Below are 23,661 nucleotides of genomic sequence, written 5' to 3' on the forward strand. Positions count from 1 at the left end.
GATGGGCACGGTCACGCGAGCTTGGGTCCGAGTGGGTGTGCTCGTAGGCTTGGCGTTCGGGGGCCACGTGGCGGCGTTCGCGGCAGAGCAGTCCTGCAAGGCGGAGATCGGCCACAAGGCCGCGCAGAAATTGGTGCAGCGCTGCATCTTTGTCTCCCCGGCTACCAACCCGCCCTGCCATGCCAACAACCCTTGCGCCTTGATCCAGGAAGAGATAGCGCGCGGTTGTGCCTATCTGGCCCAAGAGAAGGATGCGCCGGCTTACTGCCGCGCCAAGCCAGCCAACCCCGCTCAGCATCCCTAGTCGCCCAAGTTCGGGTCTGAAGCCCTGGCTTTCGTATGGCTTTTGCGCTAGGGCTTGCGCATCTATCTGGTGATAGATAGACTGCGAAGCCTATGTCCTCACCCGCTGTTGATCGCCGCGCCGAAGTGCTGGCCCATTCCCGGGCCTTGCTGCGCACGCGTGGCTTCAATGCCTTCAGCCACCGAGACTTGGCAGCCTTGGTCGGTGTCAAGTCTTCCTCCGTTCATTACCACTTCCCCACCAAAGAGGATATTGGCTTGGCTTTGGTGGCGGAGTACCGCGCGGAAGTGATGGGCTTGCTGTCCTCTCTGGAGGGCCTGCCTGTCGCCCAGCGCCTGGACCGGTTCACGCGCTTGTTTTCAGAAGCCGCCGCCCACGGCGACCAATGGTGCGTGGCTGGCATGTTGGCCAGCGACTTCGAGACCTTGGGCGACGGCCTGCAGAGCGAGGTACGGCGCTTTTTCAACGAAGTTGAAGCTTGGCTGGCGGCGCAAGCCCGCCTGCTTCAACCGCAGCTCAAGCCTGCTGCCGCGCTGCGCTTGGGCAAGACGGCCATGGCCATGCTGGAGGGCGCTTTGCTGCTGGCCCGCAGCCAGGGCGAGCCCCAGCGCGTGGCCCATGCGGCCGAGTCTTTGAAGCTCTTGTTGGGCGTCGAGTGAGGCACGGAAGGTGCTCCACCATACCTCCCCTTTTTTTGCGCCCAACATCTATCTATCGATAGATACCTATTCTGAGATTTATCTTTTTCCTCACCTGACTAAAGGAGTCATTCCATGTTGAAACGAATCACCGCTGCACTCGCCTTGACGGCTGTCGCCACCTTGGCACAGGCCCAAGACGGCCATGTCTTCAAGCTGGATCAAGTGGCCTGGCAACCCGCGGGCCTGAAAGGTGCCGAGATGGCAGTGCTGTGGGGCGATGAAGCCAAGGGCAACGCGGTGTGGGCTTTCCGTCTGCAGCCCGGCGTCGCCATCCCGCCGCACCTCCACACCAAAGACTATTGGGGCTTCGCCATCCAAGGCCAGTGGGCCCATATCGACGGACACGGCCACACGGTGGTGACCGGACAAGATGCTTTTGTGCGCATCCGCGCCAATGAGCTGCATGCCGACCGCTGCGTCGGCCCGCAGGCCTGCATCAACATCATCCAGTTCGACGGCAGCCGGGACATCGTGTTTCCAGAGGCTCCGAAGAAAGCGCCTTGACGGCGCCGGCCGCCATTGAAAAGTCCCCGTCGTCTGACCCACTGGAGAAAGCCATGTCGATTGAACAAAACTTTAAGCATCAACACGTCGTGATCACTGGCGGCTCCAGTGGCATTGGGCTGTGCCTGGCCCAGGACTTGGCCCAGCGGGGTGCCCGCTTGACCCTGGTGGGCCGAGACGCCGACAAGCTGTCGCAGGCCGCAGCGCAAGTCCAAGGGCCGGTGCAGGTGGCCAGTGTCGACGTCAGCGACGAGCAGGCCGTGGCGGACTTCTTCGGCCAGTTAGGCCCGCTGGATCACCTGGTCACCGCCGCTGCCGGGACGGTGCGCGGCAACGTCGTGGACTTGCCAGTCTCTCAGGCTCGGGCTTTGTTCGAGAGCAAGTACTGGGGCCAATACCACTGCGCCAAGTACGCCGCCGCGCAGTTAGCGGCGCGGGGGTCCGTGGTGCTGTTCTCAGGCTGGATCAGTCGCAAGCCCATGGCTGGAGTGTCCACCTTGGCCGCCGTCGATGCCGCCATTGAGGCCCTGGGGCGCACCTTGGCTTTGGAACTAGCACCGCGCCGCGTCAACGTGGTGACGCCTGGGATGATTAACACCCCGCTCTGGAATGCACGCCTGGGGGCGGCAGCGCAGCAGGCCCACTTCGACAAGGTGGGGCAGTCACTGCCTGTCGGACGTGCTGGCGCGCCTCAAGACGTGGCCCATGCCGTGCGGTTTCTGTTGGAGAACGGCTTTACGACCGGCGCGGTCATTGACGTCGATGGCGGACAGCGGTGAGGCAGGCAAACTCAGGACCAGGCCAGACGCCGTCTCACGCGCCATGCCTGCCCGAACGGTCAGACGCTGTCAGGACGTCGGCGAGTTGCTCCACAAAGCGTCGGACCCGGGCGGGCAGCAGGCGTGTGGTGGTCAAAGCGTGAACCGGCACCGGACTGGGCTGCCAGCCCTTCAAGACGGGCTGCAACTGCCCCGTGCCGACATAGACGGCGGCCAAATGCTCATCCAACAAGCCCACCCCGCAGCCCGCCAAGGCCAGTTGGCATGCCAGATGTGGCCCACCGGCCACCAAACGGCCTTGCACGGTGATCCGCTCTCTGGGGGCCAGCGAATCATCGCTGCGCCGCACGGACCACACCGACCCCGGCTCACCGGGGCGCAGCCGGATGCACTCAACCGCAGCCAAGTCCTGCGGCGACCGCAAGGGCCGACTCAGCCTCCGCAAGAAGTCGGGGCTGGCATACAAGCCTTGGGCCAAACTGCCCAGAGGCCGCGCAATGAGGTCAGAGTCCCGCACGGGCCCCATGCGGATGGCCAGGTCCAGGTTGTTGGACAGCAAGTCTTCCACTCGCGAGCTGAGCAGCATCTCGACCTTGACCATCGGGTAGTGCTGTGTGAAGCGAGCCAGCAGTGGCGCCAGATAGAGGTTGGCAAAGTCGGGCGTGCAAGCGACCCGCACCACCCCGGAGACCACATGAACCGCCTCAGAGATCTGCTCATGGGCTAGGCGCGCTTCTTCGACCAAATGGGCACAACGCTGAAAGTAAGCCAACCCTTCATCAGTCGTAGCCACGCGGCGCGTGGTGCGCGTCAACAGCTTGACGCCCAGATAGGCCTCTAGCGCGGCAATGCGACGTGACAGGGTAGAGGCAGGCAGCGCCAAACGCTCGGCAGCCTTGGTAAAGCTTTGGGCCTGCACCACTTCCACAAACAAACCAATGTCGCTCAACAGTTGACGTGTCATGGCGAGATTATCCCGCCTATGGAATAACACGTTCCATTCGATCTATTTATCTCAATGGTGAAGCTCTCTAGCATTCCAGCACTCGATGTCAACCTCTTGGAGAAACCATGTCATCTACACCTCGTCGCCAGTTTTTGAGCGCTAGCGCAGCCACTGTCGCCACCGCTACAGCACTGAGCACGGGTGCAGCCTTAGCTGCACCAACCACCCACAAACCCCTTCGCAAGGAACACCCAATGACCCCCTTCCAACACACGCAATTCAATGTCGACAACACCGCCTTGGTGCTGGTCGACCACCAAGTCGGCACCATCGGCTGGGCCGGTGAACTCGCCAACGATGACGAACGCAAGCAGCTCAAAATGTGGGTGCGTGTGATGGCGCGCTTTGCCAAGAGTGCAGGCATGCCAGTCGTGCTGACCACCAGCCTGGAAGGTGAGGCCCAAGGCCCTTTGTTGCCAGAGTTCAAAGAGATCCTGCCGGCAGAGTACGCGGCCCGCATTCAACGCACGGGAGTGATCAATGCCTGGGACGACCCACAGTTCGTGAAGGCCGTGCGCGCCACAGGCAAGAAGAACCTGCTGATGGGTGGCCTGACCACCGACGTCTGCTTGGTGCCCCCCGCACTGTCGGCCAAGCAAGAGGGCTTCAACGTGGTGGCCTTGCTGGACATCTCGGCGGCGTGCACCAAGATGGCGGCTCAAAACTCACGCGACCTGCTGCACAAAGCAGGCATTGAAGTGATGGCCGTGACCCCCATGATCACCAGCATGTTGGGCAACTACAAGAACCCCGCCTCGGCCGGCTTCTTTGAGGCCTTTGCCAAGGAAGGTGTCTACCAAGCCTTCGGCCAAGGCAACCTGCGCTGAGCCGGCGCCTGCGGGGCGCGCTTGCGCGCCCCTCACCAGGCGCTAGGCCATGGAGTGCAAGCCCACCTTATTGCCCTCCGTGTCAATGAAGTGGGCAAAGTAGCCGAAGTTGTTGCCAATCTCGGTCTTGGGCACCACCACGGTGCCGCCGGCCGCCACCGCCCGCGCCAGCATGGGGGCCAGATCGTCGCCACCGTTGAGGTACACCAGCGTGCCTGTTTGCGCGGGCTGGCCGCCCTCGCCCTGCACGATGGCGCCGCCCACCGACTCGTGGTCTGTGCCCAGCATGCCCATGGTCATCGGGCCCATGACAAAGGGCTCAATCTTGAAGCCCAGCACCGCCTCATAAAAGCGTTGGGCGCGCGGAAAGTCCGTGACCGGGATCTCAAACCAATTCAGCACATGGGCCATGGGGGTCTCCTCTTGAATGGAGGCATCGACAGCACGGCTGCCAATGCCTCGAACCGATGGTGCCCACACCATACGCTCCCACCGGTTTTGCTTCAAGCGCGCCTTCCCTGAGCCAGGCGCAGCGGCTGCGTCTGGCGCTCAGGGCACGACGCTCGCCTTGAGAAATCGCCGCCGGGCCAACACCTCATACTCCAGCCCTTCCTCATCGCGGTCTGCACGCCGCACCTTCAGCTGATTGAACAAGCCAGAGCTGCGGTCGTAGCGACCGAACCAGGTGTTGAGTTGAGCAAGGTGGCAGTGGCCTTGCCAGTGGAAGGGGAAGTCCGCGGCTGTCTCCATGCTGTAGTGCACCGGCCCAAAGCCGGCATAGCGGGCCGCCTCGTCTTCACTGGCCCCCGCTGGCGCGGGGCAGGCTTGGGCCAGGGCTGGCGCAGGCCGCCCACTGGCATAGCGCGCCAAGGCTGCCTCCAAAGTGCTTTGCAAGGCCGGGCGCAGCTCCACCTTGCGCGCTTGCCCTTCGGGCCCAAAGGTCTGGCGGCGCGGCACCGAGAACTGATAGCGGTAGTCCACCGTGATGGCAGCAACGCCCGCGGGCAGCTCGGTGGGGCGCAGCAGCGCGACATGGTCCTGCCCGAAGCTGCCCTCCACATAGGCCACGTAGAAGCGGCCCTGCAGCTTGACCAAGTCATACCATTGGTGAGCACCGCGGTCATTGGTGGAGAACAGCTCTGGGTCCAGGACGATACCGCCCTTGGCGCTCTGCGTGTCGCCCTTCGAAGGCCTCACGAAGCCCCGGCCTACCCGCTTGAGTGCGCTGTACTCGGTGAACAGGCCGGTGCCCCCCACATAAGTTCGCTGCAACAGGTCGCGGCGGCCGTCCTCGTCCATGTCCATCAGCAAATAGGTGCTGCATCCCATCTCGCCGGGCTGTGGCTCCACCGACCGGCGCAGCGCTTGCCACTCATCGTCCGTCACGGCGGCAGGCTTGCGCGCGGGCCAGACGCACTGCTGGTCATCCGACTCACCCTTGCGTTTCGTATCGATTTGCACCACGCCTGGCGCCTCAAAGGCACGCAAGGCGTTCTCCAGCGCAAACTCTTTGTCTGTGGCCGCGTGGTCCTGAATGGCCTTGAGCAACACGGCTGCATCCGCCGCAGCGCGGTCGGCAGCGTGCAGCGGTGCCGCCAGTCCCGCCAAGGCCAGCGCGGTGACGGAAAGAGCACGCCTGCTGCGGCCGGTGAAAGAGCGAGTCATGGTGAGAGGGGGCTATCTAATTACCCCGGCATTTTGCGTTGAGGCACACTGCACCCTTTGTTTGAATACGACACAGTGGCGCCCGCCGCTGTGCTGCTGAATGGACCTGTTAGCCCTTCAAAACACCTTGCGCCAGTTCGCCGCCGAACGCGACTGGCAGCCTTTTCACACACCCAAGAACTTGGCCATGGCCTTGGTGGTGGAAGCGGCGGAATTGGTAGAACTGTTTCAGTGGCTGACGCCGGAGCAAAGCGCTCTGCTCAGCGACGATGCGGTGATGCACGACAAAGTCAGCGACGAGGTGGCTGATGTCCTGCTGTATTTGCTGCAACTGGCCGACCACACCCAGGTCGACCTGAAGCGTGCTGTGGGCCGCAAGCTGCAAAAGAACGCCCGCATGTACCCGCCGCTGCGTCCCGGCCAAGTGGCTGGCCCTGGGCGCGAAGCGCCACCCGAAACCCATGTGCTGGTGGACTATGAGAACGTCCAACCCACCGAGGCCCAACTGCGGGCGCTGATCCCGGCCGCCACGCATGTGTGGCTGTTCCACGGCCAGCACCAAAAGGCCGAGCGCCTGAACTTTGCCGGCTTTGGCGACCACCTGACCCTGGTGCCCATCACCCACACCGGCAAGAACGCGCTGGATTTTCATCTCTCGTTCTACATGGGCTACATCGCTTCGCGCCACCCGGAGGCGCACTTTGTGGTGCTCTCCAACGACAAGGGCTATGGACCGATGCTGGCCCATGCCAGCGCGCTGGGCTTTGACGCGCAGGCCGTGGGCATGCCGCGTGGCAAGGCGGCGGCCAAGGTGGCCGCCAAGACGCCGCGCGGCCGTGGTGCCAGCAGCAGCGGCCGCACACGTGCGCAGCCTGCCGGCGCAGCCGCAGACGCAGCGGTGCGCAGCACAGCCCCGGCCCCGCGCACATCAGCCAGCCCGGCCGCAGCGCCCGCTAAGGCCACCCGCCGAACACGCGGCCAAACCAACGACACAGACCTCAGCCCAGCGGTGGCCACCAATGAGGTCTCAGCATCGCCTGCGGCCCCAGCCGCGCCCGAAAAGCGCTCGCGCCGCAAGGCGGCCAGCCCAGCCGCATCCACCACAGCGGCCACATCAGCACCCGCCGTGGCCGCGCCTGTCACCGCGCAGCGGGAGGTCGAAGCCCCGGCCAAGCCTGCGCGCAGCAGGGGCCGCGCCAGCCCAAGCAAGGCCGACGCTGCGGCCACCCCAACAACCGCTGCCAGCGCCACCAAAGCACCGGCGCGCACCCCTAAACCCGCCGCCAAGGCAGTTGCTCAGCCGGCCACCAAGCGCCGGGGCGAGCCCTCCCCCAAAGCCGCGGCAAAGGCGGCCAGTGCTGATGAGCCCAGCGCCGCCGCCCAGCGCAAGCTGCTGGCCACGCTGCGCCGCATGGGCGACAGCCTGCCCACCAAGCTGGCACCGCTGCAGCGCTATGTGGCCTCCACACTGGGTGAGCAGTCCACCCCCGCGCAAGTGGACGCGCTGCTGCTGGCTTTGGCCCGCGCCGGGCACCTCAGCGTCAGCGCCAATGGCAAAGTGGAGTACGCGCTGTCATGACCCGCACGCAAGCGAATGCGGTCATGCTGACCGTGGCCGTGATCTGGGGCCTGGCCTTTGTGCCGCAGGCCTGGGGCATGGCCGATATGGGGCCGATGGCTTTTACCGGCCTTCGCTTTGCACTGGGCGCGCTGGTGGTGGCCCCGCTGGCTTGGCGGGAACACCGCCAAACCGCCCAAGCCGAAGCGGCGGCGCCCGGCCCGGCCCTGCCCGGCGGCCTCTGGCTGTGGATGTCGGCTTTGGGTGTGCTGATCTTTGCCGGTGCCGGCATGCAGCAAATGGGCTTGCTCAGCACCAGCGTCACCAATGCCGGCTTTCTGACCGGCCTGTACGTGCCCCTGGTGCCTATCTTGGGCTGGTGGTTCTTCAAACGAGCGCCGCACCCGGTGGTATGGCCTGCGGCACTGGGCTGCTTGCTGGGCACCTGGCTCTTGGCTGGGGCCAAGCAGGTGGAGATCGCCGCCGGGGATTGGTGGGTCATCGCCAGTTGCATCCCCTGGGCGCTGCACATCACCTTGGTGGGCTGGGTGGCCGAGCGCTGGAACGCGCCTTATCGCTTGGCCTGCGTGCAGTTCGCCATGTGCTCGGCCTTGGGCTTGGCCACCGCTTGGTGGCTGGAGCCATTGAGCTGGTCGGCCATTCAAGCCGCAGCCGGAGCCATTGCCTACACCGGCCTCATCTCGGTGGGCGTGGGCTACACCGCGCAAGTGGTGGCGCAGCGCTACACCCACCCAGCCGATGCGGCCATCATCCTATCCAGCGAAACCGTGTTTGCGGCGCTCTTCGGTGCCCTGCTGATGGGGGATCGCTTGAGCCTGTTGGGCTGGGCCGGATGTTCCCTCATCCTGGTGTGTATCGTGGCCGCCCAGTGGGTGCCGCTGGTGTGGCGGCGCGGGGCGACCGCCTAGTCTGAGCCGGCGCCTGGGGCTCCATCAGCCCCGACGCTCAGGCTCGCGCAAGTGCAAAAACTTGGTGTAGAGATCGCGTGGCGGTGCCACCTCTATGCTCTTGAGCATCTGCCCCACATTGCCCCGGTGGTAGAAGCCATGCACCACGATGTGGGTCAGCATCTCTTCGCGGCTCATGGTGCCGCCGTCACCGTCGGTGAATCGAAAGTGAATGCGCTCGGCCAGTTGCGCCTCGCTCAACTGCGCCACATAGGCCTCGTACCAACCATCGGTTTCAGCCACCTCAAACTGCAAGGCGCCCAGCTCCGGCGTGGCCTCGGTGTTGGTGGCGCTGTAGCCATGCGGCTCGCCCAGCAAGTGCGCCCGGAAGATCCGGTCCACCACATAGATGTGGTTGAGCATGCGAGTCGCCATGTGCACCACCTGCGGGTGCGCTTGGGCATCGACCTCCGCCAGTGCGCTGAACAGTTCGTTATTGGCCCAGGACTTTTGGGCGAAGAGGGAAGAGAGTGAGGTGAGGGACATGGCGCAGGCATCCGTCTGGGTGAGGCTTTGAGCGATGCTACTGCAGCGCCCGCCCCAACCCTTGCGCCAAATGGTCATAGACCAAGCGCACCAAAGGGTTGCCGCGGATCTCGCGGTGCACGGCCAGCCAGCAGGGCAGAGGTGGGATCTTGAGTTGGGGCAGCAGCGGCTGGACCTCGGGCCACTGCCGCCATTGCTGCGCGCTGGTGAAGCCAATGCCTGCGCCGGCGGCAATGAGCTGGCCGTAGGCGATCTGGTCGTCGGTGCGCAGGGCAAAGTGCTGGGGCGTGAGGGCGATGCCCCTCTGGGCAAAGCCGCGCAAGATGGTGTCGTCGCGGTCATAGCCCAGCAGGCGGTGGCTCAGCAGGTCTTGCGGGGTTTGCGGCACACCCGCTTGCTGCAGGTAGCGGCGGTGGGCACAAGGGTGCACCTGCATCTCACCCACCTTACGCGCCACCAAAGACGCCTGCTGCGGACGCAGCATGCGCACGGCGATGTCGGCCTCGCGGCGCAGCAGGTTGGCCAGGCCGTTGGAGACGACCAACTCCACCTGGATGCCGGGCTCGGCCTGCTGCAGCTCGGCCAGCAAAGGCGGCAGCACGCAACTGGCCATCACCTGGCTGGCCGCAATGCGCACCGTGCCCTGGGTGCTGTGCTGCCGGCGGGCCAGGGCTTGGCCCAGCGCCAGCGCACCGGCTTGCATCTGGCGAGCGGCATCGGCCAGGGCCAGGGCCGCGGTGGTGGGCGCAAGCCCCCGGCCGGTGCGCTCGAACAGGGCCACACCGAGTTGAGACTCCAGCTCGCTGATGTGGCGCGACAGCGTGGGCTGGTGCGCCCCCAGGCTGCGCGCCGCCCCCATCAGGCTGCCGGCTTCCAGCGCCGCCAAAAAGCTGCGCACCAGGGTCCAATCAAAGTGAGGCTGGCTCATACGATTTTGCATACCTGGGTTGAATGGATCGTGGATTGTCGTATGCCATGAAGCCGCCCACACTGAGGTCTCTCTTGACCCTTGTGATGGCACCTCCATGACCCACACCGTTTTGATCCTGGGCGTTCGCGGCCGCTTGGGCCAAGCCCTGGCACTGGCCTTTGCCCACAGCGGCTGGCGCGTGCTGGGCCACACCCGTGGGCCGCTGCCCGCCGCCCTGCAAGCTGCAGGCGTGCAGCCCGTGACCACGCCGCTGGCCCAGCCGGCTGACTTGGCCCGTGCGGCCCAGGGGGCGCAGGTGGTGGTGCATGCCGTCAACCCGCCTTACACGCGCTGGGCCACCGAGGCCCTGCCCGGGCTGCAACAAGGCATGGCCGTGGCCGAGCACCTGCACGCGCTGCTGATGTTCCCCGGCAATGTCTATGCCTTTGGGGCGCAGATGCCCCCGCTGCTGCGGCCCGACACCCCCGTGCAGCCCAGCACCCGCAAAGGCGCCATTCGCGCCCAGATGGAAGGCCTGCTGGCCCGCCACGCCACGCTGCGCAGTGTGCTGATCTGTGCGGGAGATTTTTACGGCGCCCCCAAAGGCACCTGGCTGGATTTGGTCATCGCCAAGCAGTGGCGGCAGGGCAAGCTGGTCTACCCCGGCCCCTTGGACCGCCCGCATGCCTGGGCCTATTTGCCGGACCTGGCGCTGGCCTTTGTGGCCGCTGCGCGGCAAGCGCTGGCCGTGCCCCACGTGGGGCTACAGCGCTGGCACTTTGCGGGCCACACCCTCACCGGCCAAGAATGCCTGGGGGCCTTGCAGCGGGCTGCTGCGGGCTTGGGCGTCACCCCTGCCCAGGGCTGGAAGGTGGGCGGCATGCCGTGGCCCCTGCTGCGCTGGGGCGGGCTGCTGGTGCCGATGTGGCGCGAGGTGGCCGAGATGGCCTACCTGTGGGACGTGCCCCACGCGCTGGACGGGCAGGCCATGCACGAAGCCCTGGCCCTGCCCCCGGCCACACCGGTGGATGAAGCCTTGGCGGCGGCGCTTCAGCAGATTCCCTAAGGCATTGTTGGGGCCAATTCCTGGCGGCGACAATGGAGCCGCCATGAACACCACCGAAGTCTTCCTGATCGCGATGCTCATCATTCTCACCGTGCCCTATGCGGTGTGGCGGCTGGGGCGCACCGAGCACTTTGCGCCCCTGGTGGTGGTGCAAATCTTGACGGGCATAGCGCTGGGGCCGGGCGTGCTAGGGGCGGTGTTCCCGGAGTACTACCAGTTCGTCTTCGCGCCGCCGGTCATCCAATCGCTCAACGGCATTGCGTGGTGGGCAGTGAGCTTGTTTGTGTTCATCGCCGGCATTGAGTTGGACCTGCGTGCGGCCTGGAAGGACAGGCGCGAGAGCGGCATCACCGCGGGCCTGGCTCTGGGCGTGCCCGTGCTGCTGGGCAGTGCGGCCGCCACGCTGATGCTGGGGCAAAGCGTGTGGATGGGCCCCAAAGCGACGGATTGGCAATTTGTGGCGGGCGTGGGCATGTCTTGCGCCGTCACCGCGCTGCCGATCTTGATCTTGTTCATGGAGAAGCTGGCCATCCTGCGCCAGCCTTTAGGCCAACGTATCTTGCGCTATGCCAGCTTGGACGACATCGCCATCTGGGGCGTGCTGGCCGTCATCCTGATGGACTGGCATCGGGTGGGCAAGCAAGCGCTGTTTCTGGCCCTGTTCGCTGCGGCCGCCTGGGGCCTGCGGCGCGCCATGCTCAAGCTGCCCGCCAAAGACCGCTGGTATGTCGCCTTGATCTGGCTGGTGGTGTGCGCCTTCGGCGCCGACTGGTGCGGCCTGCATTACATGGTGGGTGCCTTCTTGGCCGGTGTGGTGATGGACGCCGAGTGGTTTGACCAAGATCAGATGGACCTGCTGCGCCACCACGTGCTGCTGGTGATGATGCCGGTGTTCTTTCTCTCCACCGGCCTGCGCACGAGTTGGGGGGTGGGCGGCTCGGCCGTGTTCTTGATGGCCGGCGTGCTATTGCTGGCCTCTGTGGCGGGCAAGCTGGCCGGCGTTCACCTGGCCGGCCGCATCTTGGGCTGGAAGCCCGGCGAGGCTTCCTTGATTGGCTGGCTGCTGCAAACCAAGGCGCTGATCATGATCATCTTTGCCAACGTGCTGCTGGACAAACAAATCATCACCGCCGACACCTTCACCGCCCTGCTGCTGATGGCGGTGGGCAGCACCATGCTGACCATTCCGGTGGTGACGCCCAAGCTCGCACGCTGGCGCGCCTGACCGGGCGTCACTGAACTTCAGGCAATGCCCTTACTCCAGCGCTGTTAAATAGGTATTTGCAATACTTGTTTAAACAACATCGCCATTTGGAGCGATGCGCTTTGGAGAACACACCCTTGCTCGACGACACCACCCGCGCCTTGGTCAAGGCCACCGTGCCCACCCTGGCTACCCACGGTGAGGCCTTGACCCGCCACTTCTATCAACGCCTGTTCAGCCACCACCCCATGCTCAAGGAGGTCTTCAACCAAGGCCACCAGCACACTGGCAGCCAGCAGCAAGCCTTGGCCGCCGCCGTGCTGGCCTATGCCCAACACATCGACGACCCCAGCGCGCTGCACCCCGCTCTGCTGCACATTGCGCACAAGCATGTGTCTTTGGGCATCCGCCCCGAGCACTACCCACTGGTGGGCCAGCAACTGCTGGCCGCCATGAGCGACGTGATGGGCGACGCCGCCACCCCCGAGCTGCTGGCCGCCTGGGGTGCGGCCTATGCGCAGCTGGCTGAGGTTTTGATCGACCTGGAGCGCACGCTCTATGCCCAAGCAGCCCAACAAGCCGGCGGTTGGAGTGGCGCACGCAGCATGCGCGTGCGGCGCAAAACGCCGCACGGCGAGGCCATCTGCAGCTTTGAGCTGGTGCCCGCCGACGGCGGCCCACTGCCCCACTACCGCCCAGGCCAGTATGTGAGCGTCAGCCAATGGGTACCCAGCTGGGGCCTGCAGCAGTGGCGCCAGTACAGCCTGGTCGGCGCCGCTGGCGGAGACTGCCTGGAGATTGGCGTGAAGCGCGAGCGGCCCCAAGGCGGCTGCCCCATGGGCCAGGTCTCAACCGCGCTGCACGAGCGCGTACAAGAAGGCGATGTGCTGGCCGTCAGCGCCCCGGCGGGCGACTTTGTGCTGCACGAAGACCGCAGCACCCCGCTGCTGCTGCTGAGCGGCGGCGTGGGCATCACCCCCATGATGTCCATGCTGGCCCATCTGGCCGCCACCCGCAGCCCGCGCGAGCTGCACTTCTGGCACGCCTGCCAAAGCCCCCGGCATCAAGCCTTTGCGGCCGAGGTTCAAGCCCATCTGGCCCACCTTCCGAACGCGCACTGGCGCGTGGCCTTTGAAGCCGATGCGCCGGCCGAGCCTTGGGCGCAGGCTGGGCGGCTGAATGTGGGCGATCTTCCGCCCGGGTTGCTGGCCCGCGCAGACGTTTACCTCTGCGGGCCGCTGGGCTTTATGGCGGCGCAGCGGGAGGCTTTGCTGGCGGCGGGGTTGCCGAGCGAGCAGTTGCATCAGGAAAGTTTTGGCGTGGGTTGACAGCGCTGATGCGCCTTCTGGCTGGGGCGGTTCACTACTGGCTTAACGCTTGAGTGAACGGACGCGCTTGGTCTACTGGATCAAGTAGACCCGTGTGCCGCTCGGTACAACACCCAGCACTCCAAGCGTACCTAGCCACCAGGGCCAGTCTGGGGGTAGCAGGCCCAGCACATTGAGGACAGCAAAGACGCCAATATGAGAGAGCCACAACAGACAAGCCACCGACCAAGCTCTGCCGTGGACCTCAAGCGTTGGCACTGAGGTTCAGATGCGGTTCAGACCTGACAAGAGCAGAACAAGCAATGCCGTCGCGCCAAGACCAAGCCCAACACCAAAGATGGCGGAGACCACCGCAACGCCACTCAAGGTTGCACAACTCCATGACCCTGCGCCGCAGTTGACATCTGGGCTCAACCCCGCAAAGACGATCAAACCGGCCACAACCGTGAGTGACGCGCAGCTCAGCAGCGACCGGCGCGATGGGGGAAGCGGTGCAATTTCTCGCATGGCGTTTAACGAAGAGCCCGGCCTCAAAGGCTAGCCGCCATTTCTTCGCCAGCTATCAATGTATTGGTCAAGGAGTTCGAGCTGGCGAGTTGGGAACTCATGTTGCACCCAATCCTTCTTGTAACCGGCGGCGCCAAATTTGTGGAAGACACGCCCTGCCGCAGAGGAGACGGCCTCGCCGAACACGAGAGGATGAACTTCAGTTTGAAACAGCAGCTGCCCCTCTGCGTCTGGTCGATTGCTCCAGAGTTCTTGGAACTCCAGCACTCGGAGCTTGACTTGATTGCTGCCAGACCATTCGAGCACCCACCTGTACTCACCTGGTTCTTCGTCGAAACCGACAGAGATGCTATGCGCCCCAGCGAGGATGGCGGTAGCTGCTAAGACCAAGTTGCCTAGAGCATCTGACAAATACGAAGCGCTGATTTCGCAGGTTGCTTCACCCGACGTCACAGTACATTCGGCCCAGCCGGAGCCAACGAGACGATAGTCAATGGTGAGAGGCATAACGGATAACGTTTCAATTCATCAGACCAATAAAACGAAGGAGGGGCGGGTCGGCTGCAGTGGCAAACTAAGCCGCAGAGGGCCACTGATGATGAAAGCAGCCAGCGCAGTTTTGTTCATCATCGTAAATCTCCAATCGATGGCGAATACCTGCCGCAGCAAGTGCAGAGGACACAACCGCTGCGTCGCGCAAAAACTCCGCAGTTGTTGACGCGTCACCGTCGATAGCTGGCGGACAAACATCACCGACAAGGTGGCGGAACACAATGCTGCCCGAGCCGCTCACGCGAATCGAAAAATCGGTAGAGACAACCCGGAAGCCGCTAGCTTGAATAGCGCTCAACAGCTCAGCCTTGGATGGCCAAGGGTCGTAAGTGCCGGTCAGCGTTGCGTCGGTGTCGGTCTGCGATTCAACGTCTGACATAACTGGCTGGCACGAAGCGGGCGAAGCCCGCTGTAAGCCCATCCGTGTTTATGGATGGTGGGAACACTCATCGCACCAGTGGCGTATTCAGTGTTCTTTTACCTTCCTGCTCTTTTCTTCTGATCAGTTCCATGTTGTTCATCCCTGCGAACATGGAATCTCCGTTTTCGAAGGCCTGACGGCTTTCTCGCTCATCGTCGAATTGTGGGTCTATTTCATAGAGGTAGTCGCGCAACCCTTCGAATGCCCCAAGAACGCGATCTAGTTTTTCGTGTACGTGCTTCAGGCGTTCGTTCAGATACCAGCCATGAGCAAACCAGAGGACAATCGCGGCAATGATGATCGCTTTTTCTATGCTGGTCTCAAACATCAATTTCCTCCGTGAATGACCCAACTTCGCCACTCAGCGAGAGCCGAAGGCAATCCGATGCAGCGGCCTGTTAAACGGTCAGTAGCACAGCTGCAACTGGGCTTGCTATTTGAATCCACGCTCATGAGCCATCCTCATCCACGTATCGTCAACTGAACCGTTGAATCCGACAACAGCGTCAACCCCGCAATGCGGGCAAATTCCAGTTTGGTCTTGTGAATCGCCATCACACCATTCGATAACTGTCTGTGGAGAAAACTCAGACAAGCAGTAATAGCAAGCCGCTACTTCGCTCGCGAGTAGCTGCTCTCGGTGCATTGACGAATCGCAAGTTCTTTTCATGCCGTTTAACCGTGTTTTGGGGAGACAGGACTGCCGCATAACAACAATGCCTGTCCATGCAATTCCGGGCGCACCTTGTTCAACAAAGCACACGCCAGCAATGACTTGCATTTTGATTCCGGATTTTTCAAGCAGCGTATCCGGCCGCCAAATGCGGCACCCTCCCTAGGCCTGATTCTGGCTGCTCCAACAGGCCGTTGGCAAGGTGCGCTCACCCACGGCCAAATAGCCGAGCTCAGCCGTGGCGTGCCGTATGCTCAAACCCTTCGCTCCCCCAGAGCCCCACCATGCAACTCACTCGCTTTACCGACTTTGGCCTTCGTGTGCTGATGTACCTCTGTGCGCCAGCGCGCGAGCAGGCCGTCACGGTGGCGGAGATTGCGGAGCGGTTTGAGGTCTCGCGTCACCACCTCAACAAGGTGGTGCAGTTTTTGGCCCAGCAGGGCTGGGTGGTGACCAGCCGGGGCAAGGGCGGCGGCTTGGCGCTGGCGCAGCCGCCCAGCCACTATCGGCTGGGCCAGCTCATCCGCACCTTGGAAGGCGATGTGCCGCTGATCGACTGTGCCGAGCCGCCTTGCGCGCTGCACCGCCGCTGCGGGCTCAAGCCGCTGTTGGATGAGGCGCTGGACGCGTTTTACACCGCGCTGGATGCGCACACCCTGGCGGACACGCACACGCCCAAGACGCAGCAGGTGATCGTCAAGCTGCAGCGCCAAGCCGTCAGCCGCCCGTAGGCGGGTTGGCCCGCAACCCGCTGGGCGTCTGCCCCCACCACCGCCGCACCGTGCGGCTGAAGTTGGAGGTGTCGGCATAGCCCAGGCGGGCGGCGATCTCGTCCACTGTCCATTGCGTGTGTTGCAGCATCCACAAGGCTTGGGCTTGGCGGGCTTGGTCGAGTAAGGTTTGGAACGAGGTGGCTTCGGCGGCGAGCCGCCGCATCAGGGTGCGGGGGGAGATGCCCAGCAGACCGGCCATGTCCACCAGGCTGGGGTAGCGGCCATGCTCGACCCGGGCCAGGTGGGCGGCCACTTGTTGGCTCATGCTGGGCGGGGTGTGTTGGGCCAGGGCTTGTTCGCAGGCTTGGGTGGCGGCGGCGTGTGCGGCGGCGTCGGCGCCCAGCACGGGCAGCGCCAGCGTGGTGCTGGGGGCCTCCACCGCCAAGGCGGGCTGCTCAAAGCGCCACCGCACCGGCGCAAAGCGCTCGTACTGCGCCGCCCAGGGCGGGCGTGGGCCGGGCAGGTCTACCACCAAGCCCACCGGCAGGTGGCCAACGGCGGCCTCCACGATGCGCAGCATGGCGGCGGCCATGGTGTCTGCCATCACGCCGCGCGCCGCGCCCCAGGGCAGCAGCTCGGTGGCTTGCAAGCGCAGGCCCTGTGGGCCGGCTTGGGCCTGCCACATGAGGGTGTCGTTGCGCAGGGCGGCATAGCGGCCCAGCACCATGAGCGCATGGCCCAAGGTGGGGGCGGTGACCGCCGCATAGCCCATGGGGCCGTGGGCCGAGATGGGGGCTTGGCCGCCCAAGTCCAGCCCCAGCCAGGGCCGGCCCGTGGCGGCCACGGCCGCTTCCACCAGGCGCGACACCGTGGCCAGTGTCAAACCCGCCTCGCGCTGCAGCAAGCTGGGCCAGTCTAGGCCGGCGGCGGCCAGCACTTGGTCGCCGTCCACGTCGGCATGCTGCAGCAGCATGCGCAGCAGCCGGGCATAGATGGCGGGCACGGGGGCGGTGGTGGGTTCGGGGGCGGGCGTGTGCATGAGGGCGCTTTAGTCTTGTCACTTTATGACGATGCGGTGGCAGGTGCATCGGTGGTTGCCCCTCGCCGCCGCGGCCACACTGCGTGTCATCCTCAACGCTGTCATCCACCCACATGTCCACTCTTGTTGAGTTGCCCAGCGCGCCTCCGCCGGCCTACCGGGACCGCAAGCGCCCCGCTTGGCTGTTGTCGGTGCTGATGCCCACCACGGCATTGCTGGGCCCGCTGGGCTGGTTCACCACGGGCGAGGCGGCGTGGCTGTGGCTGCCGCTGGCCTTGAACTACCTGGGCATTGCGCTGATGGACGCGCTGCTGGGCGAAGACCTCTCCAACCCGCCCGAGCAGGCGGTGCCGCGCCTGGAGGCTGAGCGCTATTACCAATGGGTGACCTGGGCCACGCTGCCGGTGCTGTGGGCCACCATGCTGTGTTGCGCGTGGTTTGTGGCGCGGCATGAGCTGCCCTGGCATGGCTGGCTGGCCATGGTGTTGACGGGCGGCGCCGTGGGCGGCTATGCCATCAACCTGGCGCATGAGCTGGGCCACAAGCGCAGCAGCTTTGAGCGCTGGCTGGCCAAGCTGGCCCTGGCGCCTTATGGCTACGGCCACTTCACCATCGAGCACAACCGGGGCCACCACCGCGACGTGGCCACACCGGCAGACCCGGCCTCGTCACGCATGGGCGAGAGCATTTGGCGCTTTGCGCTGCGCGAGCTGCCCGGCACCGCCCGCCGCGCCTGGGCGCTGGAGCGCCAGCGGCTGGAGGTGGACGGCTTGGCACTGTGGTCGTGGCACAACCAGATCTTGCAGCCCGCTGCGGTGACGCTGCTGCTGTGGGCTGGCCTGGCGCTGTGGCTGGGCGTGGGCGTGTGGCCCTACTTGCTGGCCAGCTCGGTGTGGGCCTGGTTTCAGCTGACCAGCGCCAATTATGTGGAGCACTACGGCCTGCTGCGCCAGACAGACGCGCGGGGCAAGCCCGAGACCTGCAAGCCGCACCACTCTTGGAACAGCAACCATGTGTTCAGCAACTGGGCGCTGTTCCACCTGCAGCGGCATTCAGACCACCACGCCCACCCGCTGCGGCGCTATCAGTCGCTGCGCGACTTTCCTGATTTGCCGCGCCTGCCCAGCGGCTACTTCGGCATGTTCTTGCTGGCCTATGTGCCGCCGCTGTGGTTTGCGGTGATGGACCCGCGCCTGCTGGCGGCGGTGGGGCGGGATGCCGGCCGGATCAACTTCTGCCCGCGCCAGCGTGAGGCGCTGATCGCACGCTACGGTTTGCGTTGAGCCCAGTGCTCAGCGGTAAAACGCTTCGACCGTGCCCTTGAGTTTGACGGTGATGGGCCGGCCCTTGCGGTCCACCGTCTTGCCCACAGGCACGCGGATCCAGCCCTCAGACAAGCAGTACTCCTCCACGTCAAAGCGCTCTTTGCCGTTGAAGCGGATGCCGATGTCGTGCTCAAAAATGGCCGCGACATGATGCGGGCTCTTCGGGTCCACTGAGAGGCGGTCGGGCAGGGCGGGCTTGTCGGTGGCGGAGGTGCTGGAAGCGGCGTTGGCGTCGGTCATGGTGTCGGTGATGAAGAGTCAGAAAGAGGCTCAGTCGGCCAGGCCGGCAAAGACGTTTTGCACGTCTTCGTTGGCGTCCAGCGCGGCCAAAAAGGTTTCCACCTCGTCGAGCTGCTCGGCCGTGAGGCTGCTCGCGGCAACGGGGTTCTTGGGCTTGTAGCCCAGTTTGGCAGACAGCACGGTGAAGCCTTGCGCGGGCAGGGCGCGGCTCACCAGGTCGAGGTCGGTCGGGTCGGTCAGGAACAGCGTGGCGCCGTCTTCGCCGGGCTCCAGGTCTTGCGCACCAGCTTCAATAGCGGCCATCTCGGCGTCGGCGCCCGTGGCGCTGGGCTCGGCTTCGATCAGGCCCAGGTGGTCAAAGTCCCAGGCCACCGAGCCCGAGGTGCCCAGTTGCCCCTTGCGGAACAGCACCCGCATGTCAGACGCCGCGCGGTTGACGTTGTCGGTCAGGCACTCCACCATCACCGGCACGCGGTGCGGCGCAAAGCCTTCGTAGAGCGCGTATTCAAAGTGCACGGTCTCGCCGGTCAGGCCCGCGCCCTTTTTGATGGCGCGATCCAGCGTGTCCTTGGGCATGGAGACCTTGCGGGCCTGCTCCACCACCAGGCGCAAGCGCGCATTCGCCGCCGGGTCCGCCCCATGGCGCGCGGCCATCATGATGTCTTTGGCCAGCTTGCCGAACAGCCGCCCTTTGGCATTGGCCGCCAGGTCTTTATGCTTTGCTTTCCATTGCGCGCCCATCGCTCGCTCCTATCTATCGTGTGTGCTGGTGCAGAGAGTGCCAGTCAGGCCGGGGTCCAAGGCCCCTGGCATGTGGCGGGCGGTGGTGGCGTCAAAGAGCGAGGATTTTAGGGGAGACCCTGTGGTCTGAGGCGCTCCGGGCGTCCACGGCTCAAGCTCGCCGCAAAATGGGCCGAAAACCGAACACCCACCCCACCACTTCGGGGCCCCGCCATGTGCCGTCTTGCCGCCTACCTCGGTGAGCCGCTCTTCCTGGAAGAGCTGATCGCCAAACCCCGCCACTCGCTGATGCGGCAGTCGCTGCGCGCCGAGGAGGCCAAGATCGTCACCAACGGCGACGGCTTTGGCATAGGCTGGTATGGCGAGCGTGAGCAGCCCGGCGTCTACCGCGAGGTGATGCCCGCCTGGAGCGACGACAACCTGCTGGCGCTCTCGCAAACCCTCTCGTCACGCCTGTTCTTTGCCCATGTGCGCGCCGCCACCGCAGGCGGCATTGCCCGGCAAAACTGCCACCCCTTCCGCTGGGGCCGCTACCTCTTCATGCACAACGGCCAGATTGGCGGCTACCCGCTGCTGCGCCGCAGCCTGGAAGCCCAACTGCCCGACGAGTTGTATGGCGAGCGGCGCGGTGGCACCGATTCTGAGCTGCTGTTCTTGCTGATGCTGGCGCGCATGCAAGCGGGCACCCCGGCGCAGGACGCGGTGCTGCAGGTCCTGGATGAGACCCTGGCCTTGATGCGCGAGCGCAGCATCACCGCCCCGCTGCGCTTTGCCGCCGTGCTGGCCGACGGCGAGCGCCTGCACGCCTTTCGCATCGCCAGCGACGCCCAACCCCCCACGCTTTATCTGCGCCGCTGCGAGACCGGCACCATCATCGCCAGCGAGCCGCTGTGCGAGGACGAGCCCGGCTGGCAAATGCTGCCCGATGGCGCGGTGGTGACGGTGGAGGCCGGTGCGGCGGGGGTGCAGATGCGGCGGCATGAGGTGGGTGTGACGGTGTGAGCGCGGGGCGCTGCCTGCGTTGCCCTCAGCCCAGCGCCCGCCACATATGCACCTTGGCCCGGTAGTCGCTGCCCGTCCAGATGGCCATCGGCTCGATGCCAAAGATTTGGAAGCCACAAGCCTCATACAAAGCCATGGCCGGCGCATTGCCCTCGGTCACCGTCAACGTCACCAGCTTCACCCCGGGCCTCGCCTGAGCGGCGTCCAGCGCGGCTGCCATCAGCGCCCGCCCCGCGCCGCTACCCCGAGCCGGCTCGCTGACAAACATGCCGATCACATGCGCCTTGTGCCGTGTCTTGGGCTTGGCGGCAAATTCAATCGTCACCGTGCCCACCAGCGCGTCCCCCACAAACGCCCCAAAGCCGATGCTCAGCCCCGACGGGTCAGCGATGCGCCGCAACCACCAGGCCTCGGGCTCTTGCGCACGCTCTTCCGGTGTCGAGGTGAAGGCGTCGGGCGCCGAGGCATAGGCGTGCAGCATCAGGCTGCGGTAGGGGTGGAGGTCGGCGGGCTGCAGGGGGCGGACGAGCAGGCGAGCGGCGGCGGTGTGGGGGGCTTGAGTCACGGCAATCCTGCCAGGGGACAGGCTCAGGGGGTTTGGATGGATTCTGCTGCAGGACCACCGGGGCTCGCCGCGCTTTGGCTTGTCTGCCCGGAACCCCGTACAAACCCCCAAATTACTTTAGAACTAAACCTTTTACATTGCAGCTATTGCGCTGCCTGAGCCCGCGTTGTGTGGGTGGGGTGGCGCCTGGACGGAGGCTGCATGAAGATCGTCTGCATTGGCGGGGGCCCGGCGGGGCTGTACTTTGGGCTGTTGATGAAAAAGCTCAACCCGGCCCACGACATCACCGTAGTGGAGCGCAACAAGCCCTATGACACCTTTGGGTGGGGCGTGGTGTTCTCGGACGCCACCATGGACAACATGCGGGTGTGGGACCCAAGCTCGGCGGCCGAGATCCAGCAGGCGTTTAACCACTGGGACGACATCGAGACCCACATCAAGGGCGAGGTCATCCGCTCGGGCGGCCATGGCTTTGTGGGCATTGGGCGCAAAAAGCTGCTGAACATCTTGCAGGCCCGCTGCGAGGCGCTGGGCGTGAAGCTGGTGTTCGAGGCCGATGTGCAGTCGGACGAGGACTTCCCCGACGCCGACCTGATCATTGCCAGCGACGGCATCAATTCGCGCATTCGTGGCCGCTATGAGGCGGTGTTCAAGCCCGACATCGTCACCCGGCCCAACCGCTACATCTGGCTGGGCACCAAGCGCCTGTACGACGCCTTCACCTTCTTGTTCGAGAAGACCGAGCACGGCTGGTTCCAGGCCCATATCTACAAGTTTGACGAGACCACCTCGACCTTCATCGTCGAGTGCCCCGAGCAGGTGTGGCAGGCCCATGGGCTGGACCAAGCCGACCAGGCCCAGAGCATTGCCTTTTGCGAAAAGCTCTTTGCGCAAAACCTGCAAGGCCATGCGCTGATGACCAATGCGCGCCACCTGCGCGGCTCGGCTTGGCTGAACTTTCAGCGGGTCAAGTGCGCGCAGTGGTCGCACTTCAACGGCCGCTCGCACGTGGTGCTGATGGGCGATGCGGTGCACACCGCCCACTTCGCGATTGGCTCGGGCACCAAGCTGGCGATTGAAGACGCGATTGAGCTGACCCGGCAGTTCAAGGAGTTGGGGGACGCGCCCGCGCAAATCCCCGAAGTGCTGGCCCGCTACCAAGCCCTGCGCGCGGTGGACGTGCTGCGCCTGCAAAACGCCGCCTGGAATGCGATGGAGTGGTTCGAGGCTTGCGGCGAACGCTATTGCGACCAGTTGCCGCCGCCGCAGTTGGTTTATTCCATGCTGACCCGCAGCCAGCGCATCAGCCACGAGAACCTGCGCTTGCGCGACAAGGCCTGGCTGGAAGGCTATGAGCGCTGGTTTGCGGCGCAAGCGGGGCTGGATGTCCCGCAAGCCGTGCCCCCCATGTTTACGCCGTATACCTTGCGAGGCACCACGTTGAAAAACCGCGTGATGGTCTCACCCATGGCCCAGTACTCGGCCGTGGACGGCGTCGTGGGCGACTACCACCTGGTGCACCTGGGCGCGCGCGCCCTGGGCGGCGCCGGGCTGGTAATGGTGGAGATGACGGCCCCGAATGCAGAAGGCCGCATCACGCCCGGCTGCCCTGGGCTTTGGAACGACGCACAGCAAGCTGCCTTCACCCGCATCGTGCGCTGGGTGCACCAGCACAGCAGCGCCAAGATCGCGCTGCAACTGGGCCACGCCGGCCCCAAGGGCTCGACCTGCGCGCCCTGGCAGGGCGGCGGCATGGACCAGGCCCTGCCGGCGGGCGGGCCAGACGCCAACTGGCCGCTGCTGGCGGCGTCCGCCCTGCCTTACCTACCCGACGGTCAAGTCCCCCGCGCGATGACGCGCACCGACATGGACGCGGTGCGCGACGCACTGGTGGCCAGCACCCGCCGCGCGGCCGAGTGCGGCTTTGACTGGCTGGAGCTGCACTGCGCCCACGGCTATCTGCTGTCCAGCTTTATCTCGCCGCTGACCAACCGCCGCGAGGACGACTACGGCGGCTCACTAGAGAGACGCCTGCGCTACCCACTGGAGGTGCTGCGTGCGGTGCGTGCGGCCTGGCCGGCGCACCTGCCGCTGTCGGTGCGCATTTCAGCGCACGATTGGGTGGAAGGCGGCATCACGCCCGATGATGCGGTGGCCATGGCCCGCGCCTTCAAGGCGGCCGGCGCCGACATGATCGACGTGTCTTCCGGCCAGGTCAGCCCCGCGCAAAAGCCGGTCTATGGCCGCATGTACCAAACGCCGTTTGCCGACCGCGTGCGCCAAGAGGCGGGCATTGCCACCATCGCGGTGGGCGCCATCAGCGAGGCCGACCATGTCAACAGCATCATCGCCGCCGGCCGGGCCGACCTCTGCGCCGTGGCCCGCCCGCACCTGGCCAACCCGGCCTGGACGTTGACCGAAGCCGCCAAGATTGGCTACACACCGGTGGAGTGGCCACGCGCTTATGTGTCGGGCAAGTCGCAGATGGAAAGCCTGTTCGCCCGCGAGAAGGCGCAAGCGGCTGCCGTGCCGGGCTTGAGTGCAGCCGAGCAGGCCAACCGCGCGGCGGGGCTGTGA

The 23,661-nt window shown here is 65.1% G+C and carries 26 protein-coding genes; 14 read left to right on the plus strand and 12 right to left on the minus strand.

Annotation, left to right across the window (positions count from 1 at the left end; translation table 11 throughout):
* Window position 1: 1 nt before the first annotated feature.
* From KAK11_RS03055 to KAK11_RS03070, 4 genes are all read left to right on the plus strand, one after another.
* Window positions 2-304 carry a hypothetical protein gene (locus tag KAK11_RS03055; RefSeq protein ID WP_210806004.1) on the plus strand — a complete coding sequence of 101 codons (303 nt, stop codon included), beginning with the start codon at window positions 2-4 and terminating at the stop codon, window positions 302-304.
* A 92-nt stretch (window positions 305-396) separates the two neighbouring features.
* Window positions 397-963, plus strand: coding sequence for a TetR/AcrR family transcriptional regulator (locus KAK11_RS03060; RefSeq protein WP_210806006.1), 567 nt, complete (start codon window positions 397-399; stop codon window positions 961-963).
* Between the two features lie 114 nt (window positions 964-1,077).
* The gene (locus tag KAK11_RS03065; RefSeq protein ID WP_210806008.1) at window positions 1,078-1,509 is read left to right on the plus strand and encodes a cupin domain-containing protein; all 432 of its coding nucleotides are present in this window, start codon (window positions 1,078-1,080) and stop codon (window positions 1,507-1,509) included.
* 53 nt (window positions 1,510-1,562) lie between these two features.
* Window positions 1,563-2,288: an SDR family oxidoreductase gene (locus KAK11_RS03070; RefSeq protein ID WP_210806010.1), complete on the plus strand. Its 726-nt coding sequence runs from the start codon at window positions 1,563-1,565 to the stop codon at window positions 2,286-2,288.
* A gap of 34 nt (window positions 2,289-2,322) precedes the next feature.
* Here KAK11_RS03070 and KAK11_RS03075 read toward each other — a convergent pair whose 3' ends face one another.
* On the minus strand, window positions 2,323-3,252 hold the full coding sequence (locus KAK11_RS03075; protein WP_210806012.1) for a LysR family transcriptional regulator: 930 nt from the start codon (window positions 3,250-3,252) through the stop codon (window positions 2,323-2,325).
* A 236-nt stretch (window positions 3,253-3,488) separates the two neighbouring features.
* Here KAK11_RS03075 and KAK11_RS03080 point away from each other — a divergent pair, with 236 nt between their 5' ends.
* Window positions 3,489-4,121, plus strand: coding sequence for an isochorismatase family protein (locus tag KAK11_RS03080; protein WP_210806014.1), 633 nt, complete (start codon window positions 3,489-3,491; stop codon window positions 4,119-4,121).
* Window positions 4,122-4,163: 42 nt separating this feature from the next.
* Here the strand turns inward: KAK11_RS03080 and KAK11_RS03085 are convergent, their stop codons facing one another.
* A complete protein-coding gene (locus tag KAK11_RS03085; RefSeq protein WP_210806016.1) occupies window positions 4,164-4,532 on the minus strand; it encodes a VOC family protein in 369 nt (122 codons plus the stop codon).
* Between the two features lie 138 nt (window positions 4,533-4,670).
* Window positions 4,671-5,786 carry a hypothetical protein gene (locus KAK11_RS03090; protein ID WP_210806018.1) on the minus strand — a complete coding sequence of 372 codons (1,116 nt, stop codon included), beginning with the start codon at window positions 5,784-5,786 and terminating at the stop codon, window positions 4,671-4,673.
* Between the two features lie 100 nt (window positions 5,787-5,886).
* Between KAK11_RS03090 and KAK11_RS03095 the strand changes: the two genes are divergently transcribed.
* Both KAK11_RS03095 and KAK11_RS03100 read left to right on the plus strand, forming a co-directional pair.
* Window positions 5,887-7,365: a nucleotide pyrophosphohydrolase gene (locus tag KAK11_RS03095; RefSeq protein WP_210806020.1), complete on the plus strand. Its 1,479-nt coding sequence runs from the start codon at window positions 5,887-5,889 to the stop codon at window positions 7,363-7,365.
* Window positions 7,362-8,273 carry a DMT family transporter gene (locus tag KAK11_RS03100; protein ID WP_210806022.1) on the plus strand — a complete coding sequence of 304 codons (912 nt, stop codon included), beginning with the start codon at window positions 7,362-7,364 and terminating at the stop codon, window positions 8,271-8,273. Before KAK11_RS03095 ends, KAK11_RS03100 begins: the two co-directional genes overlap by 4 nt.
* A 24-nt stretch (window positions 8,274-8,297) precedes the next feature.
* Here KAK11_RS03100 and KAK11_RS03105 read toward each other — a convergent pair whose 3' ends face one another.
* Both KAK11_RS03105 and KAK11_RS03110 read right to left on the minus strand, forming a co-directional pair.
* Window positions 8,298-8,798: a DinB family protein gene (locus KAK11_RS03105; RefSeq protein ID WP_210806024.1), complete on the minus strand. Its 501-nt coding sequence runs from the start codon at window positions 8,796-8,798 to the stop codon at window positions 8,298-8,300.
* 37 nt (window positions 8,799-8,835) lie between these two features.
* A complete protein-coding gene (locus tag KAK11_RS03110; RefSeq protein ID WP_210806026.1) occupies window positions 8,836-9,726 on the minus strand; it encodes a LysR family transcriptional regulator in 891 nt (296 codons plus the stop codon).
* 97 nt (window positions 9,727-9,823) lie between these two features.
* Here KAK11_RS03110 and KAK11_RS03115 point away from each other — a divergent pair, with 97 nt between their 5' ends.
* From KAK11_RS03115 to hmpA, 3 genes are all read left to right on the plus strand, one after another.
* Entirely contained in the window at window positions 9,824-10,774 is a 951-nt protein-coding gene (locus KAK11_RS03115; RefSeq protein ID WP_210806028.1) for a Rossmann-fold NAD(P)-binding domain-containing protein, read from the plus strand.
* A 43-nt stretch (window positions 10,775-10,817) separates the two neighbouring features.
* Window positions 10,818-11,999: a cation:proton antiporter gene (locus KAK11_RS03120; RefSeq protein WP_210806030.1), complete on the plus strand. Its 1,182-nt coding sequence runs from the start codon at window positions 10,818-10,820 to the stop codon at window positions 11,997-11,999.
* A 116-nt stretch (window positions 12,000-12,115) separates the two neighbouring features.
* Complete coding sequence (gene hmpA / locus KAK11_RS03125; RefSeq protein WP_210806652.1) at window positions 12,116-13,306, plus strand: NO-inducible flavohemoprotein; 1,191 nt, start codon at window positions 12,116-12,118, stop codon at window positions 13,304-13,306.
* A 537-nt stretch (window positions 13,307-13,843) separates the two neighbouring features.
* Here the strand turns inward: hmpA and KAK11_RS03130 are convergent.
* The 3 genes from KAK11_RS03130 to KAK11_RS03140 all read right to left on the minus strand — a co-directional run bounded on the left by KAK11_RS03130 (window position 13,844) and on the right by KAK11_RS03140 (window position 15,114).
* The gene (locus tag KAK11_RS03130) at window positions 13,844-14,320 is read right to left on the minus strand and encodes a hypothetical protein (protein ID WP_210806032.1); all 477 of its coding nucleotides are present in this window, start codon (window positions 14,318-14,320) and stop codon (window positions 13,844-13,846) included.
* Window positions 14,321-14,387: 67 nt separating this feature from the next.
* On the minus strand, window positions 14,388-14,744 hold the full coding sequence (locus KAK11_RS03135) for a hypothetical protein (protein WP_210806034.1): 357 nt from the start codon (window positions 14,742-14,744) through the stop codon (window positions 14,388-14,390).
* A gap of 67 nt (window positions 14,745-14,811) precedes the next feature.
* Entirely contained in the window at window positions 14,812-15,114 is a 303-nt protein-coding gene (locus KAK11_RS03140; protein ID WP_210806036.1) for a hypothetical protein, read from the minus strand.
* A 629-nt stretch (window positions 15,115-15,743) separates the two neighbouring features.
* Here KAK11_RS03140 and KAK11_RS03145 point away from each other — a divergent pair.
* Window positions 15,744-16,190, plus strand: a complete 447-nt coding sequence (locus KAK11_RS03145; protein ID WP_210806038.1) for an RrF2 family transcriptional regulator — start codon at window positions 15,744-15,746, stop codon at window positions 16,188-16,190.
* Here the strand turns inward: KAK11_RS03145 and KAK11_RS03150 are convergent.
* Complete coding sequence (locus tag KAK11_RS03150; protein ID WP_210806040.1) at window positions 16,177-17,211, minus strand: AraC family transcriptional regulator; 1,035 nt, start codon at window positions 17,209-17,211, stop codon at window positions 16,177-16,179. The two genes, KAK11_RS03145 and KAK11_RS03150, sit on opposite strands and share 14 nt — an antisense overlap.
* A 113-nt stretch (window positions 17,212-17,324) precedes the next feature.
* Between KAK11_RS03150 and KAK11_RS03155 the strand changes: the two genes are divergently transcribed.
* Window positions 17,325-18,494, plus strand: a complete 1,170-nt coding sequence (locus KAK11_RS03155; RefSeq protein WP_210806042.1) for an alkane 1-monooxygenase — start codon at window positions 17,325-17,327, stop codon at window positions 18,492-18,494.
* 9 nt (window positions 18,495-18,503) lie between these two features.
* Here the strand turns inward: KAK11_RS03155 and KAK11_RS03160 are convergent, their stop codons facing one another.
* Together KAK11_RS03160 and KAK11_RS03165 are read right to left on the minus strand one after the other, a co-directional pair.
* Window positions 18,504-18,776, minus strand: a complete 273-nt coding sequence (locus tag KAK11_RS03160) for a DUF3297 family protein (protein WP_210806044.1) — start codon at window positions 18,774-18,776, stop codon at window positions 18,504-18,506.
* A gap of 30 nt (window positions 18,777-18,806) precedes the next feature.
* The gene (locus KAK11_RS03165; protein ID WP_210806045.1) at window positions 18,807-19,517 is read right to left on the minus strand and encodes a YebC/PmpR family DNA-binding transcriptional regulator; all 711 of its coding nucleotides are present in this window, start codon (window positions 19,515-19,517) and stop codon (window positions 18,807-18,809) included.
* 213 nt (window positions 19,518-19,730) lie between these two features.
* Between KAK11_RS03165 and KAK11_RS03170 the strand changes: the two genes are divergently transcribed.
* The gene (locus KAK11_RS03170) at window positions 19,731-20,519 is read left to right on the plus strand and encodes a class II glutamine amidotransferase (protein WP_210806047.1); all 789 of its coding nucleotides are present in this window, start codon (window positions 19,731-19,733) and stop codon (window positions 20,517-20,519) included.
* Between the two features lie 25 nt (window positions 20,520-20,544).
* Here the strand turns inward: KAK11_RS03170 and KAK11_RS03175 are convergent, their stop codons facing one another.
* Complete coding sequence (locus tag KAK11_RS03175; RefSeq protein ID WP_210806049.1) at window positions 20,545-21,084, minus strand: GNAT family N-acetyltransferase; 540 nt, start codon at window positions 21,082-21,084, stop codon at window positions 20,545-20,547.
* A 201-nt stretch (window positions 21,085-21,285) separates the two neighbouring features.
* Here KAK11_RS03175 and KAK11_RS03180 point away from each other — a divergent pair, with 201 nt between their 5' ends.
* The gene (locus KAK11_RS03180; RefSeq protein WP_210806052.1) at window positions 21,286-23,661 is read left to right on the plus strand and encodes a bifunctional salicylyl-CoA 5-hydroxylase/oxidoreductase; all 2,376 of its coding nucleotides are present in this window, start codon (window positions 21,286-21,288) and stop codon (window positions 23,659-23,661) included.

The organism is Ideonella paludis (genome assembly GCF_018069865.1).
In the GTDB taxonomy this organism is placed as follows: domain Bacteria; phylum Pseudomonadota; class Gammaproteobacteria; order Burkholderiales; family Burkholderiaceae_C; genus Ideonella; species Ideonella paludis.

Bases quoted from the DNA above. Each gene is read 5' to 3' on its own strand.
- KAK11_RS03140 (WP_210806036.1), bottom strand. From the start codon at position 15,114: ATGTTTGAGACCAGCATAGAAAAAGCGATCATCATTGCCGCGATTGTC.
- KAK11_RS03160 (WP_210806044.1), bottom strand. From the start codon at position 18,776: ATGACCGACGCCAACGCCGCTTCCAGCACCTCCGCCACCGACAAGCCC.
- KAK11_RS03135 (WP_210806034.1), bottom strand. From the start codon at position 14,744: ATGTCAGACGTTGAATCGCAGACCGACACCGACGCAACGCTGACCGGC.
- KAK11_RS03090 (WP_210806018.1), bottom strand. From the start codon at position 5,786: ATGACTCGCTCTTTCACCGGCCGCAGCAGGCGTGCTCTTTCCGTCACC.
- KAK11_RS03155 (WP_210806042.1), top strand. From the start codon at position 17,325: ATGTCCACTCTTGTTGAGTTGCCCAGCGCGCCTCCGCCGGCCTACCGG.
- KAK11_RS03055 (WP_210806004.1), top strand. From the start codon at position 2: ATGGGCACGGTCACGCGAGCTTGGGTCCGAGTGGGTGTGCTCGTAGGC.
- KAK11_RS03130 (WP_210806032.1), bottom strand. From the start codon at position 14,320: ATGCCTCTCACCATTGACTATCGTCTCGTTGGCTCCGGCTGGGCCGAA.
- KAK11_RS03115 (WP_210806028.1), top strand. From the start codon at position 9,824: ATGACCCACACCGTTTTGATCCTGGGCGTTCGCGGCCGCTTGGGCCAA.
- KAK11_RS03145 (WP_210806038.1), top strand. From the start codon at position 15,744: ATGCAACTCACTCGCTTTACCGACTTTGGCCTTCGTGTGCTGATGTAC.
- KAK11_RS03080 (WP_210806014.1), top strand. From the start codon at position 3,489: ATGACCCCCTTCCAACACACGCAATTCAATGTCGACAACACCGCCTTG.
- KAK11_RS03065 (WP_210806008.1), top strand. From the start codon at position 1,078: ATGTTGAAACGAATCACCGCTGCACTCGCCTTGACGGCTGTCGCCACC.
- KAK11_RS03110 (WP_210806026.1), bottom strand. From the start codon at position 9,726: ATGAGCCAGCCTCACTTTGATTGGACCCTGGTGCGCAGCTTTTTGGCG.
- KAK11_RS03105 (WP_210806024.1), bottom strand. From the start codon at position 8,798: ATGTCCCTCACCTCACTCTCTTCCCTCTTCGCCCAAAAGTCCTGGGCC.
- KAK11_RS03085 (WP_210806016.1), bottom strand. From the start codon at position 4,532: ATGGCCCATGTGCTGAATTGGTTTGAGATCCCGGTCACGGACTTTCCG.
- KAK11_RS03165 (WP_210806045.1), bottom strand. From the start codon at position 19,517: ATGGGCGCGCAATGGAAAGCAAAGCATAAAGACCTGGCGGCCAATGCC.
- KAK11_RS03180 (WP_210806052.1), top strand. From the start codon at position 21,286: ATGAAGATCGTCTGCATTGGCGGGGGCCCGGCGGGGCTGTACTTTGGG.
- KAK11_RS03120 (WP_210806030.1), top strand. From the start codon at position 10,818: ATGAACACCACCGAAGTCTTCCTGATCGCGATGCTCATCATTCTCACC.
- KAK11_RS03095 (WP_210806020.1), top strand. From the start codon at position 5,887: ATGGACCTGTTAGCCCTTCAAAACACCTTGCGCCAGTTCGCCGCCGAA.
- KAK11_RS03150 (WP_210806040.1), bottom strand. From the start codon at position 17,211: ATGCACACGCCCGCCCCCGAACCCACCACCGCCCCCGTGCCCGCCATC.
- KAK11_RS03100 (WP_210806022.1), top strand. From the start codon at position 7,362: ATGACCCGCACGCAAGCGAATGCGGTCATGCTGACCGTGGCCGTGATC.
- KAK11_RS03070 (WP_210806010.1), top strand. From the start codon at position 1,563: ATGTCGATTGAACAAAACTTTAAGCATCAACACGTCGTGATCACTGGC.
- KAK11_RS03060 (WP_210806006.1), top strand. From the start codon at position 397: ATGTCCTCACCCGCTGTTGATCGCCGCGCCGAAGTGCTGGCCCATTCC.
- KAK11_RS03170 (WP_210806047.1), top strand. From the start codon at position 19,731: ATGTGCCGTCTTGCCGCCTACCTCGGTGAGCCGCTCTTCCTGGAAGAG.
- KAK11_RS03075 (WP_210806012.1), bottom strand. From the start codon at position 3,252: ATGACACGTCAACTGTTGAGCGACATTGGTTTGTTTGTGGAAGTGGTG.